Source organism: Streptomyces atratus, from assembly GCF_040655115.1.
Classification (GTDB): domain Bacteria; phylum Actinomycetota; class Actinomycetes; order Streptomycetales; family Streptomycetaceae; genus Streptomyces; species Streptomyces atratus_D.
Map to the genome: position 1 here is coordinate 34,925 of NZ_JBFAJH010000019.1, position 17,215 is coordinate 52,139.

The 17,215-nt window shown below is 67.7% G+C and carries 21 protein-coding genes; 15 read left to right on the forward strand and 6 right to left on the reverse strand.

Translation table 11 applies throughout. The annotated features are described in order from the left end of the window. Positions 1–65: 65 nt before the first annotated feature. On the reverse strand, positions 66–1,265 hold the full coding sequence (locus AB0I23_RS21355; protein WP_359111320.1) for a site-specific integrase: 1,200 nt from the start codon (positions 1,263–1,265) through the stop codon (positions 66–68). Positions 1,266–1,293: 28 nt separating this feature from the next. Then, a complete protein-coding gene (locus tag AB0I23_RS21360) occupies positions 1,294–1,950 on the reverse strand; it encodes a helix-turn-helix domain-containing protein (RefSeq protein ID WP_359111322.1) in 657 nt (218 codons plus the stop codon). Between the two features lie 105 nt (positions 1,951–2,055). Between AB0I23_RS21360 and AB0I23_RS21365 the strand changes: the two genes are divergently transcribed. The 9 genes from AB0I23_RS21365 to AB0I23_RS21405 all read left to right on the forward strand — a co-directional run bounded on the left by AB0I23_RS21365 (position 2,056) and on the right by AB0I23_RS21405 (position 6,592). Then, complete coding sequence (locus AB0I23_RS21365) at positions 2,056–2,262, forward strand: helix-turn-helix transcriptional regulator (RefSeq protein WP_359111323.1); 207 nt, start codon at positions 2,056–2,058, stop codon at positions 2,260–2,262. Continuing rightward, positions 2,262–2,474: a DNA-binding protein gene (locus AB0I23_RS21370; RefSeq protein WP_359111325.1), complete on the forward strand. Its 213-nt coding sequence runs from the start codon at positions 2,262–2,264 to the stop codon at positions 2,472–2,474. The genes AB0I23_RS21365 and AB0I23_RS21370 overlap by 1 nt, the downstream gene beginning before the upstream one ends. Before the next feature lie 267 nt (positions 2,475–2,741). Further along, entirely contained in the window at positions 2,742–3,125 is a 384-nt protein-coding gene (locus tag AB0I23_RS21375; RefSeq protein ID WP_359111326.1) for an HNH endonuclease signature motif containing protein, read from the forward strand. An 898-nt stretch (positions 3,126–4,023) separates the two neighbouring features. Then, entirely contained in the window at positions 4,024–4,884 is an 861-nt protein-coding gene (locus AB0I23_RS21380; protein WP_359111328.1) for a hypothetical protein, read from the forward strand. A gap of 11 nt (positions 4,885–4,895) precedes the next feature. After that, on the forward strand, positions 4,896–5,078 hold the full coding sequence (locus AB0I23_RS21385) for a hypothetical protein (protein ID WP_359111330.1): 183 nt from the start codon (positions 4,896–4,898) through the stop codon (positions 5,076–5,078). Positions 5,079–5,094: 16 nt separating this feature from the next. Continuing rightward, complete coding sequence (locus AB0I23_RS21390; protein WP_359111332.1) at positions 5,095–5,568, forward strand: hypothetical protein; 474 nt, start codon at positions 5,095–5,097, stop codon at positions 5,566–5,568. A gap of 69 nt (positions 5,569–5,637) precedes the next feature. Then, on the forward strand, positions 5,638–6,018 hold the full coding sequence (locus tag AB0I23_RS21395; protein ID WP_359111334.1) for a hypothetical protein: 381 nt from the start codon (positions 5,638–5,640) through the stop codon (positions 6,016–6,018). Further along, a complete protein-coding gene (locus tag AB0I23_RS21400) occupies positions 6,015–6,326 on the forward strand; it encodes a hypothetical protein (RefSeq protein WP_359111336.1) in 312 nt (103 codons plus the stop codon). Before AB0I23_RS21395 ends, AB0I23_RS21400 begins: the two co-directional genes overlap by 4 nt. Then, positions 6,323–6,592, forward strand: a complete 270-nt coding sequence (locus AB0I23_RS21405) for a hypothetical protein (protein ID WP_359111338.1) — start codon at positions 6,323–6,325, stop codon at positions 6,590–6,592. Before AB0I23_RS21400 ends, AB0I23_RS21405 begins: the two co-directional genes overlap by 4 nt. Before the next feature lie 57 nt (positions 6,593–6,649). On the opposite strand, the gene AB0I23_RS21410 is transcribed toward AB0I23_RS21405, so the two are convergent. Beyond that, positions 6,650–6,880, reverse strand: a complete 231-nt coding sequence (locus tag AB0I23_RS21410) for a hypothetical protein (RefSeq protein WP_359111340.1) — start codon at positions 6,878–6,880, stop codon at positions 6,650–6,652. Between the two features lie 193 nt (positions 6,881–7,073). Between AB0I23_RS21410 and AB0I23_RS21415 the strand changes: the two genes are divergently transcribed. Beyond that, positions 7,074–7,571: a hypothetical protein gene (locus AB0I23_RS21415; protein WP_359111342.1), complete on the forward strand. Its 498-nt coding sequence runs from the start codon at positions 7,074–7,076 to the stop codon at positions 7,569–7,571. Positions 7,572–7,612: 41 nt separating this feature from the next. Here the strand turns inward: AB0I23_RS21415 and AB0I23_RS21420 are convergent, their stop codons facing one another. Next, positions 7,613–7,981 (reverse strand): hypothetical protein, encoded by a 369-nt coding sequence (locus AB0I23_RS21420; RefSeq protein ID WP_359111344.1) that lies wholly within the window; start codon positions 7,979–7,981, stop codon positions 7,613–7,615. Positions 7,982–8,133: 152 nt separating this feature from the next. Here AB0I23_RS21420 and AB0I23_RS21425 point away from each other — a divergent pair, with 152 nt between their 5' ends. Further along, positions 8,134–8,964 carry a recombinase family protein gene (locus AB0I23_RS21425; RefSeq protein ID WP_359111346.1) on the forward strand — a complete coding sequence of 277 codons (831 nt, stop codon included), beginning with the start codon at positions 8,134–8,136 and terminating at the stop codon, positions 8,962–8,964. A gap of 104 nt (positions 8,965–9,068) precedes the next feature. Then, positions 9,069–9,218: a hypothetical protein gene (locus AB0I23_RS21430; RefSeq protein ID WP_359111348.1), complete on the forward strand. Its 150-nt coding sequence runs from the start codon at positions 9,069–9,071 to the stop codon at positions 9,216–9,218. Positions 9,219–9,263: 45 nt separating this feature from the next. On the opposite strand, the gene AB0I23_RS21435 is transcribed toward AB0I23_RS21430, so the two are convergent. Further along, on the reverse strand, positions 9,264–9,737 hold the full coding sequence (locus AB0I23_RS21435) for a helix-turn-helix domain-containing protein (protein WP_359111350.1): 474 nt from the start codon (positions 9,735–9,737) through the stop codon (positions 9,264–9,266). A 92-nt stretch (positions 9,738–9,829) separates the two neighbouring features. Here AB0I23_RS21435 and AB0I23_RS21440 point away from each other — a divergent pair, with 92 nt between their 5' ends. From AB0I23_RS21440 to AB0I23_RS21450, 3 genes are read left to right on the forward strand one after another with little or no spacing between them, the layout of a single operon-like run. Beyond that, the gene (locus AB0I23_RS21440; RefSeq protein ID WP_359111352.1) at positions 9,830–10,051 is read left to right on the forward strand and encodes a helix-turn-helix transcriptional regulator; all 222 of its coding nucleotides are present in this window, start codon (positions 9,830–9,832) and stop codon (positions 10,049–10,051) included. Beyond that, positions 10,051–14,676, forward strand: a complete 4,626-nt coding sequence (locus AB0I23_RS21445) for a hypothetical protein (RefSeq protein WP_359111354.1) — start codon at positions 10,051–10,053, stop codon at positions 14,674–14,676. Before AB0I23_RS21440 ends, AB0I23_RS21445 begins: the two co-directional genes overlap by 1 nt. A 17-nt stretch (positions 14,677–14,693) precedes the next feature. Further along, positions 14,694–15,212 (forward strand): hypothetical protein, encoded by a 519-nt coding sequence (locus tag AB0I23_RS21450; RefSeq protein ID WP_359111355.1) that lies wholly within the window; start codon positions 14,694–14,696, stop codon positions 15,210–15,212. 654 nt (positions 15,213–15,866) lie between these two features. Here the strand turns inward: AB0I23_RS21450 and AB0I23_RS21455 are convergent. Further along, a complete protein-coding gene (locus AB0I23_RS21455; RefSeq protein ID WP_359111356.1) occupies positions 15,867–17,117 on the reverse strand; it encodes a helix-turn-helix domain-containing protein in 1,251 nt (416 codons plus the stop codon). Positions 17,118–17,215: the final 98 nt, after the last annotated feature.

Here is a 17,215-nt window from a genome sequence, read left to right on the forward strand (position 1 = left end):
CCGGAGGAAGCAACAGGTCAGACGTGGTTTCGCTCTCAGCTTGAGAGCCGAAATCTCACAATCTCTCACACGGCGGTCTGAGAAGGCCCGTCTTCGAAGCCCAGCAGGGCCTCCAACTGCGTGGATGCGGACCGCATGTCATCGGCCGTCGGGTGCACGTAGACGCGCTTGGTGAAGCTGGCATTCGTGTGCCCCGCCCACGCGGCGAGAATCGTGTCCGGCACCCCGTTCATCGCCAGGAACGTCAGGCAGCTGTGGCGGGCGTCGTAGAGCCGGACTTTCCGCAGGCCGAGCTTCGCCATCAGGCTGTACGCGTGCTCGCGCAGCTGGCGGGTGTCCATGGGCAGGCCTAGGTGGTCGACGTACACGTACCCCGACCGCTGGTAGTAGCTGCCCATCGACAGCTGCTCGACCTCCTGCGTCAGCTGAGCGGACATCAGGGCGCGGCTCACGGGGGAGGGGAGGGGCAGTGTCCTCTCGCCGGCCTCCGTCTTGGTGTCCTTCTCCAGCGTCCGGGCGTTGCCGACCATCGTCCGGGTGTTCGCGACGACCAGCGTCCCGGCTTCAAGGTCGATGTCCTCCCAGCGCAGGCCCGCCACCTCGGCCGGCCGCAGCCCCATCAGGCCGAGCAGCAAGGCGGCGAACCCGCGGTCCTCACGGATCCCGACGACGAACGCCTGAACCTCGGTGAGCACCCACGGCTCCTCGCGCCGGTTCTCCCGCCTGTCGGCCTTCCGCGCCTTCCGGGGGATGGTGATGTACTCGGCGACGTTCCGGGCCACCAGACGGCGCCTCACGGCCAGCCGCAGGGCTGCGCGCAGGCGCCCCAACACTCCGTCAGCGGTCGTCGTCCGCAGGCCCGTACCGGCCGTCCCGCCGCGGCGCCTCGCCGACACCAGCAGCCAGGCCACCATCGACTCGACGTGCTCCTCGGTGAGCTCCTGCAGGCGCAGGTGGCCGAGGTACTCGTGAACGTGCACCAGGGCGTTGCGGTACCCGGTGAGCGTGGACTCTTCGAGGTCGTCGGCCTTCGACGCCATGTACGCATCGAGGAGCTGCGACACGGTCATCTTGCTCGGCAGAATGAGCTGGCCCGTGCGCCGTTCGTGGCGCAGTCGGGCCAGCTCATTGCGGGCGTCCGCCAGCTTGTTCTCTGTGACGGTCAGCTGCTTGCGCTTGCCGTCGGCGTCACGGCCGACGTCGATGACGAAGCGGTACCTGACCGTCCCGTCCTGCAGCGTGATCTTCTTGATCGGATCGGCCATGGTCCCGCCCCTTCGTGGTGCCTGACTGTTAGTCGCCCAGCTCCAGCTCGATCTGGTCGATCTCGGTCTGCAACTGGGTCAGACGGTTCTTGGTGATGCGTAGCTGCCGCTCGGCCGCAGCCTTGTTGCCGCCCTCGACCGCGTTGACGAGCCGGCCAACCATGGCGCTGAGGGTGTCCGCCGCACGGTTTGCCGGGCGCTGGGCTGCCCGTCGACGTCCCGCAGGATGCGTGAGCAGCTCGTACTCCTCGCGCTCCTTGAGATAGTCCTGCTCGGCTTCGTCGTTCAGTTCGTCGCCGTCAGGGCTGGTTCCCCAGTCGTTGGCCGGCGAGCGTCCTTCCGCCCAACGCCAAGCCGTGCGGGTCTTGAGGGCAAAGTCCGGCGCGAGATCCACGGGGGAGTCGTCCCACTCGCGCGGCAGAAGCAGCGTGAGGGGCGAGACGTTCAGGGCGAGGGCGAATGCGACCAGGTCATCGACATCGACGCGCCGCTCCTTCTGCTCAGTCTTGATGACGGCCGTGGCTGGCAAAGGACGGCCGAGCTTGGCCATCTCTTCTCGAAGCGCCGGCATCGTCATCCCGCGGGCCTTCCTGATGTCCGCCAGATTCTCGGCGACTCGCTTGCCTGTCGGCCCCAGCTCATTCGCTCGTCGCTTGCGTGCCTCTGCGCCTTCTTCGGTTCCCATCTTCGTAGTCTCTCATCCCTTCTTGCATCTGCAACATACCCCCATGTACAGTTCCGTACATGGGAATCAGTCTTCCTAAGAAGGGAATCCGGGGTGGAATCTTCCATGCCTCATGACCCGAACGAACTCCTGACCCCGGCTGAGGTCGGCCGCCTGACGAAGCTCACCGAGTCGACGCTGAAGGACAAGCGCTGGCGTGGCACCGGACCGAGGTTCACCAAGCTGTCGCCCGGCCGCGGGGGTCGCATCCGCTACCGCCGAGGCGACGTCATGGCCTGGCTGAACGGCGAGCAGATCGGAGAGGCCGCCTGATGGCCACCGCTGACGAGCCGACGCTCGCAGACATCCGCGCCTGGCCGGCCACCATCAGCGTCCCCGACGCCGCCAAGGCCATGGGCATCTCGAAGTCCTACCTGCACCAGTTGATCCGCAACGGCGAATCCCCCGTGCGGACGCTCCCCTGCGGGCCCAACAGGCACCGAGTGATCACCGCATCCCTCTTGCGGCTCCTCGAAGCCGCCTAACACCCCGAACAGCACCCCCTGGCCGCACCCCGGGGTCACCACCACCGCGCTCTCCCGGCGACCGGTACCAGGGCGCACGACCATCGAGGTATCAACATGGCACTGATCGACACCCCCCTCCAGGGGGATGAGCGCAAGCGTCCACTGGCTCCGCAGACCGCAGAAGAAGTGCACGTTCAGGGTCGCGCACAACGGAGGCGTAAGAGCACCACAACGCCTGCTGGGCGCTTCTGGTCGCACGTGAACAAGGTTGGAACGCTCGCCCCGATGGTCGGGCCCTGCTGGACATGGACCGGCTACCGGGACCGTGACGGCTACGGGCGCTTCAGCGTCCAGGGCCGCACCTACATGGCCCACCGGTACGCCTACAGCCAGCTCGTCGGACAGATACCGCCCGGCCTCGTCCTCGACCACCTGTGCCGCAACCCGGGGTGCGTCAACCCGGACCACCTGGAGCCGGTCACGCCCGCGGAGAACACCCGCCGCAGCGAGCCAGCGAAACGTACCCACTGCATTCGCGGCCACGAGTTCACCCCGGCCAACACGTACTTCCGAACCCCTGCTTCAGACGGAGTGCGGCAGTGCCGGGCCTGCAACTCCGACGCTGTCGCCCGGTACAAGGCCCGCAAGAAGGAGCCCCAGGCGGCATGACGGCCAACGCAAATGGTCCCTGGCAGTTCGTACCTGCCAGGGACCACCAGAACCTCGCGGCGGGCGGGTCCGCGCCCACCATCCCACAGCCGGAGCACGGCCGTGAGGTGCGTGCCACATCCGGCGCTGCACAGGACGCACCACAAAACGGAGGCGCTGCCCTATGAGCACGCCAGGAGATCCGGTACGGGTCGGCCGCTTCGAGTGGGAGCGGCTCATGATGCTGAGCGTTCCCCACCCGCAGAACTTCAAGTTGCTGCCCATCGGCATCTTCATGAGTGCTGACGGCGGCAGGGTTCGCCCCGGCAACGCCGGCCTGGCCCTTTTCGGACCCCACGAGAAGACCTGGGCGAAGTTGCTTCGATGGGCGGTCGAGGAGGAATGGCTCGTCCTCGTCGAGCGGGGAGGCGCGCGGCGTGGCCCCGGAGGGACGACGGTCAAGCGGGCGTCGGTGTACGCCGCAGCCGTGCCGCAGCAGGTATGGGAGCGCCGTATGGAGATCCTCGGGGCGCCACCGTTCCGCGCTGCGGGCTTTGAAGGGAGCGGTGCGGACGCCTCGGATCCTTTGAAGGGAGCGCCCAAGGGCTCCCCCGACGAGTCGAAGGGAGCGCCTGGGGACTCCTTTCCGGATGCCGACTCTTTGAAGGGAGCGCCTAGTGCTCCCTTCAACGGTCCAGCCGCCCCTACGAAGGGAGCGCCTGGGGACTCCCTTCCCGAGTCTATGAAGGGAGCGTCCGGAAGTTTTGAAGGGAGCGATCCAGTTTTTGAAGGGAGCGATCCGAGTTTTGAAGGGAGCGCCCAGACGCTCCCCCATCACGTAGTTCTTTCATCACGTAGTAATTCATCAAGTACCTCCACCACCTCCCTGGTTGAGGTCGAGTCAGAAGCCCTCGAAGGCGTGGTGATCGAAGAAGGCGGAGGCGGGGGCGGATCTGATTCTTTTCAGGAGATCAACAAGAACGGCGAACGCGTCTCGCCGTTCCTGGACAGCCTCGACTTCCGCGGCAAGGTGCCCAGCAAGAAGCAGCGCCTCAAGCTCGTCGCTCTCGTTGCTGCCGCCTTCACGGCCGGATGGACCGAGCAGACCCTTGGCGACTACCTCGACCTCGGCGGCGCCGCCGTGAACTCCGCTGCAGCCCTATACCTGCACAGGCTCGGTGAGGACGAACTGCCGGATCCTCCTGCGATCATCGCCGGCGGACGGCCCTTGCCGCCCCCCTGCGCTCAGTGCTTCGAGACGTACCGCGAGGCCGCACAGACCAACCTGCGCCTGCGGATGCGCGACGGCCAGCCCTGCCCTGACTGCCACCCGTCCGTCGTCGGCACAAAAGACAGCAGCAACGAGGGCATGTGGGACCGCGCCATGGGTCTCACGGGCACAGACGCCACGGTCGCCGGATGGATGGCGCTCAGCAAGAACCTGGGGCGGCAGGAGGCCGAGCACATGCCGACCGCCTGGCTTCCCAAGCCGTCGCTCACCGACCAGCGGGTGCACCAGTCCATTGAGGCGGGCCGGCGCATGCAGGCCGCGCACGACGCCAGAACCAACCCGGGCGGCCACAAGCCGTACAGCGGTGCGGGCTGGGACGCGATCAATCAGCAGGTCGCCAACGGCACCCGCCCCGACGGCGCCGATCGGATCCCCCACTGCGGAGATGCCGAGTGCGACGAATACAGCCGCACCCGCATGCGAGACGGGTTCAACGGCCCGGAGATGAGCCTCTGCGCCCGTTGCCACCCGGCCATGCAGTTCGGATAGGAGGAACACCCGTGAACGTCGACGACATCGTCGCGGCCAAGATCGAGGCCGCTCGCCGACAGGTAGCCGACCGCAAGCGAATCCGCGAAGAGCTTGCCGCCGCACGTAAGCGCGGGCTCGCCCACCGATACAGGGTCAAGCTCGCCTACCTCGACCAGCTCGACAACGCCACCCCCGCCGCATCCGCGGCCTAACACCACAGGAGAAATCATGGATCACAAGGGACAGCCCTACCAGGTCGTCATCCCCGGCGACCGCGGCCACGTCTTTGCCATCCCTCGCAACCGGGCCACCATGCCCCCGAAGATCAGCGCAGCCTTCGACGCCCTTGAGGCCGCGTACAAGGCCGAGCTGGACACAAAGCCGAACGATCGGAAGGGCAAGCAGGCGGCTGTGGACGCCACCCGAGCCGCGCTCAACGACTTGTACGACACGGCTGCGGCTACCGGCGTCAGCCGCCGCCAGTATCACGAAGAGGGCTACCTCTACGCGGCCAGCAAGCTCAACAGGGCACTTGAAGAGGCTGACGCTGCCCTACAGCTCCTCCTCGACCACGCCTCCCAGTACGTCAACCCCGTCGGCGTCGGCCTCGCCCCCGACACCCGGGCGAAGTCCGTCGCAACGCTGCGGCTCCTCGCCGGGCAGCTCACCGACCGCGTCGCCGTACCCAACATCGACGACTAACCGCCCCTGGCCGGGCTCCATCACGGGGCCCGGCCGGCACCGCTGCGACCCACGAGGGGGCCACCGCCAATGTCCAAAACTGACCCGGAAAAGAAAGAGGAAGCCGTCCCGCTCCTCGCCCGCGGCATGCCCTCTGAACAGGTCGGAGAGCGCATCGGAGTGACCGGCCGAACCGTCCGCAGATGGACGGAAGACCCGGCCTTCACCGCCGACGTCACCGCCGCCCGAGCCGCCCTGCTCGGCGAATCCGTCGCCGCCCTCGGAGCAGCCACCCGGGACGCCGTAGCCGTACTGCACTCCGCACTCACCGACGACAGCGTCGCCCTCCGCATCAGGGCCGCCAGCATCCTCATCAGCGCACTGCCCAGCTTCGCCGAACACGCCGAACTCAACGCACGGATCACGGCCCTTGAGGCCGCCGTCGCCGAATCCAAGGAGACAGCAGGATGAGCCGTGGCCTCAAGGTCCGTCTCGACAAGCTCGCTGGCCACATCGCCCCGACAGCCGGGCCCAAGACGTGGTGCATCCATCACGGGGACGCCTGCGACATGGGCGCCCAACCCCTGTCCGAGCTCTACCGAATGATCATCGAGGCCAAGCAGCGGCAAGGCATCGACTGCCCCCCGCTGGACGAGCACCAGGCCGCGCCCCCGGAACAGCGCGAGGAGATGAAGCGCGAATACAGCGCGCTCCTCACTGAGGCCAAGGCCCGCGTCGTGGCCGACGAAGCCGAACTGATAGCAGGAGGCACTGTATGACCAGCAAGCCGCAGCCGCAGCCGAAGCCGAAGACCCGGCCGGCCACCGCCGCGGAACGCCTGGCGGCCCGAGCTCTTGGCAAGGAGGAGCCGTCCGAGGTCGACCTGCCCACCCGGTCGAGCGCCGCGCTGCACGCCGAACGGCTGGGCATCAGCGCCCCGGAGCGGCGGGTGCCGAAGGGCATGGACACAGGAGAATTCCACCTGCAGCGCTACAGGGCCCGCAGCGGGCAGCAGCAGGAGGGCGACAGCCCCGACGTTGCCTGACCCCCGGCGTACCGGCGCCCGGCCAGTCACCAGACGGCCGGGCGCAGCCATGTGCGGTTAGAGCTCGTCAGGTTCGAGGCCGAAGAACACGACAGCAGCGTCGTCCCCCTTTACCGCCGCCTTTCGTATGGCGGTGCAGCGCAGGTGGCTGAAGAGGCGCTGCCGGCTCTCTCCAGCGAGAAGGTTCACTGTCCCGTCGAAGGTCTCAAGACGGTCTCCTGTGGCGTCATGCCAGCTGATGGTGATGATCCAGTGCCAGAGCTTGCGTGGGGCTTTCTGCAGAGGCATGCGACGAGCTTCGGGGGACCCAGCGCCTGCCGGGCCCACCGGGAAGTCGCGGTGCAGGTCTGGAAGGTGCCGCGTCACCCGTAAGGGGCTGCCCGCTCGGTCCTTGCCCTGCCGCCCCCCACGGGTGCGGAACGGCGCAGGTGCGGCCGCAACTGCCTTCGCTACGCGCGTGGTTGCCCCGTAAGGTCGCGGGATGCCGACTCCGCCCCTGTATCACCTCGCACTGTCCGCCTTTCATGACGCGAAGTCTCGCCTCCACCAAGGCCTGGCCGACCACCACGATCCGGGCCTGGCACTGATATCCGCCATGGAGGCGGCCTACTGGGCGAACGCCCTCGACCTGAGGATGCGCGCCGACGATCCGTCGTACCTGCAACTTGCCGGGGACGGGCCCGAGCTGATGCGAGCCCTTCGGTTCGTCCGCAACCGGGCCGCCCATCAGTTGCCGCTGGTGGTGCAGGCGACGGGTGGGATCCAGCTGCCTCTCACTCTCCCCTTCACTCTGCTCCCGGTGGTGATCCGTTGGGTTGACGCGGCATCCCTGCCGCCGGCCGATCGTGGGCACCAAGACAAGAAGGGTGAGGCCTGCTACGTGGCACGGATACAGGGAGAGGCAGTGCAGGACGTGGTCGAGGATGTGGGCCGCTGGTTCGAGGCCGAGCGGAGTCGGGCGGGGTCGCTGATCAGTTGAGGCTCCGCGCATAGAAATTCCTCGCACGGTGAATTCCGACGTCAGTTGCCGGGCGGCCAGATTCGGTCCGCGTCCAGGGCCAGTTCGCGCAGCACGTCACCGGACGAGCGGTCCGGGTCGGTGTCGTCGTAGACGCGGGCGAGCTCACTGTGGACGCACATGAAGGCTGAGCAGATCTGGGTGATGGCCGGCCCGAGTGCGGCGCTCAGCTGGGTGGTGATTTCGTCGGCTGTTGCGTCGGCGTCGAACTCCATGGCGGGGAGCGTGTCGACGATCATCTCGTTGAGGACGTTCATCGTGTCGGGCGTCCGGACGTCCGCACGGTCGGGTTCGGCCTCGGCTATGCGCGCCCACTCTTCGCCGGCGGTGAGTACCCCGATGACTCTTCGTACCATCTCTGCATGATTCATCTCATGAGCGTACAGATCGGCGGAAGTTGGCAGGGTGACTGCTCAATTCGGGCGCTTCTGCTCCGTTGCCCTAGGGCAACACCCGCTCGCAGGCCCAAAACTCTTTGACCTGCGCTGTCACATCTATGGACATAGATGTGTACGCTGGATCCATGACGACACCGCGAACCGCCGTGCTGCGCCTGGTCCTTGTCCGCCGAGTCTCGACCGCCGTACAGGCCGTGGACGGCTACGGCCTCCCCGCGCAGGAAGCGGACGGCCGGCAGTGGGCGAAGCGGCAGACCGTGCCGCGCGTCCGCATCGTGCACATGGTCAGCGACGGAGACGAGAAGGGCGGCAAGTCGGGGACCACGCTGCTCGACGAGCGCCCCGGGCTCATGGAAGCGGTCGAGTGGATCGCGGACGGCCGGGCAGACGGAATCCTTGCCCCGAACCTTGACCGGCTCGCTCGTGAGCTCACCGTGCAGGAGGCGGTGTTGTCCTACGTGTGGGCGCTCGGTGGCCGTGTCTTCACCGCCGACCACGGTGAGCACTTGGAGGACGACGCGTCCGACCCGATGCGGACCGCCATGCGGCAGATGCGCGGCGTCTTCCACCAGCTGGACCGTGGACTCATCGTCAAGCGCCTCACCGAGGGACGCACGGCCAAGGGGAGCAAGGGCGGCTACGCCTACGGTGCACCGCGGTACGGGCAGCAGTCCGTGGACAAGACGCTCACCCCGAACGAGGCCGAAGAGCAGAACGTCCAGCTGATGGAGCGGTGGCGCGACGAGGAAGGGCTGGGCATCCGTGCCATCGTCGCCCGACTGAACGAGCAGGGGATTCCGTCGAAGCGCGGGGGGAAGTGGCACCCGACCACGGTTGCCCGGCTGCTCTCTCCTGAAGCGAGGGAGAAGGCCCGGCAGCAGTCTGCAGCCGCACGCCTCGCTCGCAAGGAGCAGCAGCGCCGGGAGCGTGCCGCCCGGCTACTCAACCAGCGATGAGCAGGGCGCTGCCGCGACACGCTGAACATCCTTGTAGAGCTCTGCTGTCCCGTGCCTGTTGGGTGAGCTAAGGGGCGTGAGTACCCAACCAGAGAGGTCGTTCCATGTCTGAGGCTGACGCCATCACCGTCTGCTCGAAGTGCGGCGGCACCATCGCCGTCTCTCCTGCCCGTCACGGCCAGGCGGCGCGTGTCCGTCACGTCGACGCTCCGGGCCAGCCCGAGGGCTGCCCCAGCAAGGGGACTGCTCGCTAGGCTCGCTGGTCCGCAAAGGGGTGCACGTCGGCGTGCACCCCTTCGTTATGTCCGCCTGCGGCCGGGGTGGTCGTGGCCAGCGTCGTCGACCGACGCGGCGAGCAGCTGCGTCCGCTCGTCCTCGCCGAGTGGCAGCAGCTCGGCGAAGCGGTGGGCCACTGTGCAGGACGGGCAGCGGCGACCCGCTTCGAGGTGCGCGAGGTAGCCCGGGTCCACGCCGGCTTGGCGTGCGAGTTCTCGAAGCCCAGTCCCGGCCCGCTCGCGGGCTTTCCGCAGCATCGGGCCGAGTTCGGGTGGGGGAGTGCGACGAATCCGTATGACTGCCTTTGATTCCATGGCTATTCCGATCTCTAGACCTTCGAATCGTAGGTCCATTGGAGTATCCTTCCAATGAGGACGAACCGAGCGCAGTCGGCAGTCATGGATTCGTAGGCGAGATGCCAAGGGCGAGATGCCCACACGGACCAGAAGCGGCCGGCGAGGCAGGCGAACGAGCAGCGGAGCCGGGCTGCGTGCCATCGCGTGATGCGAATGCCAGCGAGAGGTGCGGGCCGACTCGGGCCCGCGGACACGCCCTTGCCCGATCGCCGCCGACGCAAGGGATCCCCACCGTGCCGCGAACGTTCTCCGGTCACCGCTTCCGCGCAGCCCGCCGCGCTGCCGGCCTGAGCGTTCACGACGTTGCCGCCCGCGTCGGGCGCACCTGCTGGTCCCTGTACGCCTACGAACGCGGCGCGGCCCAGCCACCCATCCCCGTAGCTGATGCCCTCGCTGACGCGGTGGGCCAGCCCCTTGTGGCGCTCCTCGCCGACGATTCGAAGGTGGCTGCCTGATGGGCGAGTTCAGGCTGGCAGGCGCGTATGTGGAAGCTCGGATGGACCGCACCAAGCTGGATGCGGACATCGCGAAGCTCGAAAAGAAGCAGGTCGACCTCAAGGTCAAGGCAGACCTTGACGTCACTGAGGCTGATCAGCGGATCGCGAAGCTGATCAAGGACCGGCGCATGAGCGTTGGTATCGATGTCGACACCCGGGTTGCTGCCGACGAGATCGACAACCTGACGCGGCGGCGCCGCATCAATATCGACCTGCAGCTGAACCAGGGGACGACGAGCGGAACGCTGACATCGCTCACGACGGACCGCACGGTGAAGCTGCTCGTCGAGCTTGACGACGTGGCGGCACGGGCCAGACTGGACGCCCTCGTTCGCCCTCTGACTGTCCACCTGACAGCGGACGCGGACACCCGCAGCGCCGCCGACGACCTCGCCATCCTGACCCGCCCCCGCACAGCCAGGATCACGGCCGACGCCGACACCGGCGGCGCAGCCGCTCGCCTCGCCATCCTGACCCGCCCGCGCACGGTCCACATCCGCACCAACATGAGCGGCGGCGGCCTGGGCAACCTGGGCGGCAGCCTCGGATCGGCAGCCTCATCGGCCGGCATGCTCAGCAGCCGGTTTGCCGCGATGGCCGCGGCTGCACTGAGCGCCCTGCCTGCGGTGGCGTCCCTTGGGTCAAGCCTGATCCAGATGGGCCCTGCTGCCGCTGTAGCGGTTCCCGCCCTCGGATCCCTCATCACCATGGGTGGCGCCCTGGCCGTCGGTCTGCACGGTGTCGGTGAGGCGTTCAAGTCGGCTTTCGAGAGCGGCGCTTCATCCGCTCCTGCGGCTGTCTCTGCGGCCCGTGCCGTGGAGTCGGCACAGATCAACGTGGCCCGGTCCGCGAGGGCGCTGCGCGAGGCGCAGACGGACGCGGCCCGGCAGATCGTGGATGCCCAGAAGCGTGTGAAGGGCGCTGCCGAGGACGTTCGTGACGCCGAGGTGAAGGCTGCCGCGGACCGGAAGGCAGCCCTGCAGCGGGTGGCGGACGCCGAACGGGATCTGGCCGACGCACAGAAGGACGCCACCCAGGCGCAGGAAGACCTGAACGAGGCACGGAAGACGGCAGCCGACCAGCTGGAAGACCTCGGGAACCGGCTGGCGTCCGCCGAGCTCGACCAGCGCGACGCGGTCATGGACGTCGCCGACGCCGAGACCGCGCTCAACGCCCTCAAGGCCCAGGGCGCGGCGGCCAACGCGGAAGACCTGGCCCGCGCCCAGCTCACCTACGACAAGGCCGTACAGCGGCTGAAGGAACAGCAGCTCGAAACGCAGCGCCTGCAGGAGGACAACGCCGCGGCGGCAAAGGCCGGGGTCGAGGGCTCGGATGCGGTCAAGCAGGCGCAGGAGCGGGTGGCTGACGCACAGCGCAATGTGGGCGACAAGGCCCGCGGCGTGGGCGAGGCACAGGCGAATGCTGCCGCCGTAGCCAAGGCCGGCGCCGACCAGGTCCGCGAAGCGCAGGAGGCGCTAGCTGCCGCCCAGCAGGGCGTGGCGGACGCGCAGGTCGCCGCTTCCCGGCAGGTGCGCAGCGCCCAGGAAGTTCTCGCCGATGCGAACCGGGCCGTGGCCGCAGCGATGGCGCAGGGCAGCACGGAGGCGACGAAGTTCAGCGACGCGATGAGCAAGCTGTCGCCGAACGCCCGCAGCTTCGTGGACGCGGTGAAGGACATCGCGCCGGCCTGGTCCGCGGTCCGCATGGATGTACAGGACGCCCTGTTCCGTGGGCTTAGCGGAACGTTGACCCGCATGTCGACCTCGGTTCTTCCTGCCGTGCGCGGCGGTCTGGTCGGTATGGGCGGGGTCCTGAACCGCATGGGCACCGGGCTCATGGACACTTTCACCCGCCTCGGTAATCAGGGCACGCTGAAGCGGATGTTCGACGGCTTCACCGCCGGGATGAAGCCGCTGGAGAAGGTGCCGGGCCAGCTTGCCCAGGCCTTTGTGCAGCTGGGGGTTGCTGCCGGGCCCGCGTTCACACGCCTTACCACCGCGGCTGGCGGGGCGATGACCCGCATCAGTCAGCAGCTGACCAAGGCGTTCGAGTCGGGCCACCTTGAGAAGCTCATCGACAACGCCATCGACATCGCGAAGCAGTTCGGGCAGCTGCTGGGCGACATCTTCGGGACCGTCGGCAACGTCATGAAGGCCGCGAGCGCCGGTGGTGGGGACGCGCTGGGGACGATCGGCGCGGTCTTCAAGGAGCTCCGCCGGATCACCGCGATGCCGGAGATGCAGGCGGCTCTCACGTCCATCTTCCGGGCCCTCAACGCCATCGCAGGCGTAGTGGCCGGAGCGCTTGGTACGGCCCTGCAGGCGCTGATCCCAGCCCTTGCCCCCATCGCGGACGTCATCACGCAAATGCTGTCCGGGTCGGACTCCCTGCTGCCAGTCCTGGGTGCGCTGCTGTTCGCGTTCAACCCGGTGCTGGGTGTTGTGGTGGCGCTGGCGCCGATCCTGGGGCAGTTGATGAAGTCGCTGACCCCCATCATTGACGTGGTGCTGCAGCTGGCACAGGTGTTCATGACCTCCCTGCAGCCGGTGATCGACATGACGATGAAGGTTGTCGTGATGCTGGTCGACGCACTGGCAGCCGCACTGACGCCGATCCTGGCGGCGCTTGTCCCAGTCATCGGGACGATCATGGGCGCGCTCAATCAGCTCCTGCCCATCTTCCCGATGTTGATCGGGGCGCTGCTGCCTCTGCTGCCGCCGATCAGCGACCTGATCCTGTCGCTGATCAAGCTGGCGATGGAAGTGATCACGCCACTCATGCCGCTGCTCGTCAGCCTGGCCGGCGTCCTTGTTAGCGGGTTCGCTGCCGCCCTGGGTGTCCTCGTGCCAGTCCTCACGACGGTCATCGGCTGGATTACCCAGTTCGTTGACCTGGTTACGACCGGGGTGAAGTGGATCGTCGAGCAGTTCCAGTGGCTGTTCGATGTGTTGGTCGGGCACTCGATCATTCCGGATCTGGTAAAGGCGATCGTCAAGTGGTTCACGGATCTGTGGGACCGAACCAAGAAGATCTTTGTTGACCTGAAGAACGGTGTCGTCAAGGTCTGGAACGACCTGTGGGCGTCCCTCCGTACCAAGTGGGACAACTTCTACAGCGGCCTCCGGACGGCTCTCAGCAACGCCTGGAAGTGGATCAAAGACCAGGTCGGTTCACTGAAGACCAGCGTCACGAACGCCTGGAACACCCTGTGGGGTGGCGCCCGCGACAAGGCCGTCGGGATCTTCACCACGATCCGGACGAAGATCGGCGACTTCAAGGCCGGGGTCATCAGCGCCTTCACACTGCTGCGTGACGGCGTCGGCAGGATCTGGGACGGCATCAAGTCGAAGCTGTCGACCCCCATCAAGTGGGTCGTGGGCAACGTCTACAACGACGGCATCCGCAAGATGTGGAACACCATCGCAGGCAAGATCTCGTCGAAGATCACGCTGCCTTCGATCGGGTTGAAGTTCGCGAAGGGCGGCGTCGTCCCCGGTACGGGAACCGGCGACACCGTCCCCGCCATGCTCACCCCCAACGAGCGCGTCCTCTCACTCGACCAGGTATCCAAGCTCGGCGGCCACCGCGCCATCGACGCCATGCTCGGCAAAGACCGCTCCTCCGGGAGTACCGGCGGCAACCCCGACAACCGGCAAGCGCAGGGCATGCAGCGCTACGCGAAGGGCGGGATCGTCGGCGCCCTCTCCGGCATCGGCGGCGCCATCAGCAACGGCATCGGCTGGGCAAAAGACCTCGTCATCGGCGGCCTCAAGTCCGCCGCCCAGTCCGCGATCAGCAGCATCGTCCGCCCGCTGATCAACGCCATCCCGAACGGTGGCAGCCAGTACGGGCAGCTCGCCAAGGGTGTACCGAACTCGGTCCTCGACAAGATGCTTGGTTTCCTCGGCAAGGAGGACAAGAAGGCCGTTGGCGGGCCGGCGGTCCAGCGAGGCCTGTCCTGGGCGCGCACACAGGCGGGCAAGGCGTACCAGTGGGGCGGCAACGGAAACCCCAGCTGGGACTGTTCCGGCTTCGTGTCCGCGATCGAGTCCGTCATCCGCGGCGAGTCCCCTCACCGCCGCTGGGCGACCGGCGCATTCTCCGGCTCCAACGCCCCAGGCGGCTGGGTCCGTGGTCTCAACAGCCCCTACATGATCGGCATCACGAACGCCGGGGTCGGTCACACCGCGGGAACCATCGGCGGAGTCAACGTCGAGAGCCGGGGTGGCGGGGCCGGCGTCCTCGTCGGCTCCCGGGCACGCGGCTACAACGACTCCCTGTTCACCGACCGGTACGGGTTCCAGCCCGCCACCAAGTACGACCAGGGCGGGATCCTGCCGCCTGGCCTGTTCAACGGCACCAAGCGCCCCGAACGGGTCCTCGACGCCAACCACACCGCGAAGCTCGACGCCATCCTCGACAGTGCCGCAACCGGTGGCGGCACCACGATCCAGAACCTGAACGTCACCGTCAGCGGCACCTTCGACTTCTCCGAGCCGGCTGACCAGAAGCGTGCGGCGCAGCAGCTGGCCCGGGAAATGAACGAGGAACTCCGCAACTACAACAGGAGCCGCACCCGGTGAACGGGCAGAATCGCGGGATGACTTCCCCAGAGGATGACGAGCAGTACGCCGCGCAGGCGCCGATCATGCAGAACGCGTGGGCGTTCGCTAAGGCGTTCTGGGTTGACCACGACATGGGCGAGACGTGGCTATGTACCGACCCGCTGATGCGGCGCTGCTGGGTGCAGACCTGGCTCTACCCGCTCCTCGACCAGCTGCGCGCCGACGGCTACGACCCGGAGGAAGTCGTCGAGGCGCTGGTTCAGGACGAACCGCGGCATGAGCTGTGGCCGGTCTTTGCTCGCACGCAGATCAAGGGCGCCGACCTGCCAGTCGACACCGAGACGTGGGGGTTGAAGGTGAACCCGGAGCCGATCGCGCTGGACGTCGAGCTGCTTCACCTGCTGCCGAAGCCGGCCAGCGGGGCGATACAGCCCGGGGAGCGCTACGCAACGCAGGCGCTGCTGATGCGGTACGAGGAAGGGGAGGGCTGGCGGGTCCTCAACTTGGTGGGAACGACGCCCCCCGTTCCCGGCTGGCCACCGACCCTGCAGTAGGCGTGACGGAGCCCCGACCGCTCGGGTGCGGCCGGAGCTCCGTGTCATCTGCATCCCGCCCAGGGGGTACGCGGGCGCAGGTGACCCTGTCTGTCTTGGGCCGCCGTCGGCACCAGAACGGACAGGAGATCAGTGAGGGTCCTGCAGGTACGTCCGGGGCTGGTTCGCCGGTGGGGCTTTGCAGGGCTCCTTGTGGAAGTGGATCGTGACGCCGGGCCCGGTCGCCCCGGGGATGTTGTAGGGCTTCGCTTCTTCCGGCGTCATCGGCTGGTCGCAGCGCGCACAGATCACGCTCGCCCCCGACGCCAGGCCCGGCCGAGCGCGCCCGCGGTCACACACGGCGACCCATCGAGACACGCGGGGCAGGTGGTTGTGTGGCTTAGCAGCACGCGGTACGAGGTATCGGCCGTGCCCGCTTTCCGGCACCGCGGGCACTGGCAGTCGGGGAACGCAGACCCCGCATCCACCGTGGTCGCGGGCACGACCGCAGTCTCTGGCCGTAAGACGCGCGTTGTGCCGTTCCGGTCTACCTCGTACACCTTGATTGTCATCACGGGCGCTCGTCCCCCCGGTCGTCGAAGTCGGTGATCAGACCGTAGGAGCGGGCACAGCGAACGAGGGGCAGGATTCCTGCCCCTCGTTCAATCGTTCGAATTAGGCGGCGAGCAGTCCGAGCTGATCAGCCAGCACGGCAGCCCGCTGCCGACGGGCAGGGAACCGGGACTCGGTCTCCTCCAACACGATGCGCCTCGCGTAGCCGTTATAGCGGATCGTTTCCGGCGCGGCCTTGTGCGCCTTCTCCAGCGTGGCGAGCGCCGTCTCCGGCTGCCCGTCCAGCTGGTACGCGCGGGCCTCCTCGATGCGGTGCCGGGCCAGCCGAGGCCGGGAAGGGATTGCCACGGAGTCCGCGGCAACGGCCTGGCGTACAGACTCCCCGCCGGCTCGCAGCTCGACCGCCACCGTCACGGCGTGCGCGCCCATGATGGCCTGAGAAAACGACGTGATCGGGTGGTAGTAGCCAGGGCCCAGGCGGCGGGCGGTGGCCTGCGCCTTGTCCCACCACCCCCACGCCGTGCCGTTCTCCCCGCGGCGAGCAGCGGTGTACCCGGCCTCGAACTGCAGGGCTCCGGCGATTGCCACCGTGCGGTCGTCCGCCTCGGGCAGGAAGCGTTCGAGGTAGCCGAGGGCTTCCGTCGTCATGGCGTCCGCGGCGTCGAAGTGTGACGGACCACTGTCGCGGTGTGCCTGCGCGGCCAGCCATGCGGCTACGCCGATCGCGTGCGGGTCCTCGGACTCCTGCGCCGCGACCATGCCCCGCTCGGCGACCCGCCACAGCAGGGCACTGTCCGGCTGGTACGCCACGAAGAACTGGCTGAGGCTGTACACCTCGGACAGCACCGCCTGTGCTGCCCGCCGGTCCGACGCGGTGTCGGCCTGCCGCACTGCCAGCTGTGCATCCCGGATCAGGCCGGGCAGCAGCTCGCCGATGACCTCCCGGTGGTTGGGCGCCTGGTGCCGGGCCGTCCACGCCTTCGCGAGCCGGGCCGCCAGGTGCTCGGCAGACGGGGCTTCGCGGTCCCCGCCCAGCGTCAGGGCATTGACGGCATCCCGCACCGCGGGCAGCCGGGAGTGGCCCGGTCCGATGAACAGGTCCACTGGTGCGGACTGGTCGCCGGTGAGGTCGGAGAGGTCGCGGACGCGCAGGAGCTCGGCGATGCGCAGCACGATGGGCAGCTTTGGCATACCGATCTGTCCTGTCTCAACTTGCTTCACCCAGGACGGCGACATGCCGAGCAGGCCGGCGGCAACGGGGCGGCTGATGCCGCGCTTGGTGCGGAGGATCTGCATGCGCTGACCGAATGCCATCGGGTCGGCGTATGGGTCCGGGGTAGCATCAACTGGCATGGCCTTGCCCCTCTCTGAACAGCTCGTCACTGTCAGGGTATGGGGCAAGGCCCTTTCTGTGGGCTGCGTCACCTGATCCTGAACGCACGAAGGCGCCC

Coding starts and splice junctions, on each gene's coding strand:
- AB0I23_RS21365 (WP_359111323.1), top strand. CDS start 2,056: ATGCCTCATGACCCGAACGAACTCCTGACCCCGGCTGAGGTCGGCCGC.
- AB0I23_RS21455 (WP_359111356.1), bottom strand. CDS start 17,117: ATGCCAGTTGATGCTACCCCGGACCCATACGCCGACCCGATGGCATTC.
- AB0I23_RS21400 (WP_359111336.1), top strand. CDS start 6,015: ATGAGCCGTGGCCTCAAGGTCCGTCTCGACAAGCTCGCTGGCCACATC.
- AB0I23_RS21420 (WP_359111344.1), bottom strand. CDS start 7,981: ATGAATCATGCAGAGATGGTACGAAGAGTCATCGGGGTACTCACCGCC.
- AB0I23_RS21430 (WP_359111348.1), top strand. CDS start 9,069: ATGTCTGAGGCTGACGCCATCACCGTCTGCTCGAAGTGCGGCGGCACC.
- AB0I23_RS21355 (WP_359111320.1), bottom strand. CDS start 1,265: ATGGCCGATCCGATCAAGAAGATCACGCTGCAGGACGGGACGGTCAGG.
- AB0I23_RS21435 (WP_359111350.1), bottom strand. CDS start 9,737: ATGGCACGCAGCCCGGCTCCGCTGCTCGTTCGCCTGCCTCGCCGGCCG.
- AB0I23_RS21425 (WP_359111346.1), top strand. CDS start 8,134: ATGACGACACCGCGAACCGCCGTGCTGCGCCTGGTCCTTGTCCGCCGA.
- AB0I23_RS21445 (WP_359111354.1), top strand. CDS start 10,051: ATGGGCGAGTTCAGGCTGGCAGGCGCGTATGTGGAAGCTCGGATGGAC.
- AB0I23_RS21395 (WP_359111334.1), top strand. CDS start 5,638: ATGTCCAAAACTGACCCGGAAAAGAAAGAGGAAGCCGTCCCGCTCCTC.
- AB0I23_RS21375 (WP_359111326.1), top strand. CDS start 2,742: ATGGTCGGGCCCTGCTGGACATGGACCGGCTACCGGGACCGTGACGGC.
- AB0I23_RS21450 (WP_359111355.1), top strand. CDS start 14,694: ATGACTTCCCCAGAGGATGACGAGCAGTACGCCGCGCAGGCGCCGATC.
- AB0I23_RS21415 (WP_359111342.1), top strand. CDS start 7,074: ATGCCGACTCCGCCCCTGTATCACCTCGCACTGTCCGCCTTTCATGAC.
- AB0I23_RS21390 (WP_359111332.1), top strand. CDS start 5,095: ATGGATCACAAGGGACAGCCCTACCAGGTCGTCATCCCCGGCGACCGC.
- AB0I23_RS21360 (WP_359111322.1), bottom strand. CDS start 1,950: ATGGGAACCGAAGAAGGCGCAGAGGCACGCAAGCGACGAGCGAATGAG.
- AB0I23_RS21405 (WP_359111338.1), top strand. CDS start 6,323: ATGACCAGCAAGCCGCAGCCGCAGCCGAAGCCGAAGACCCGGCCGGCC.
- AB0I23_RS21370 (WP_359111325.1), top strand. CDS start 2,262: ATGGCCACCGCTGACGAGCCGACGCTCGCAGACATCCGCGCCTGGCCG.
- AB0I23_RS21410 (WP_359111340.1), bottom strand. CDS start 6,880: ATGCCTCTGCAGAAAGCCCCACGCAAGCTCTGGCACTGGATCATCACC.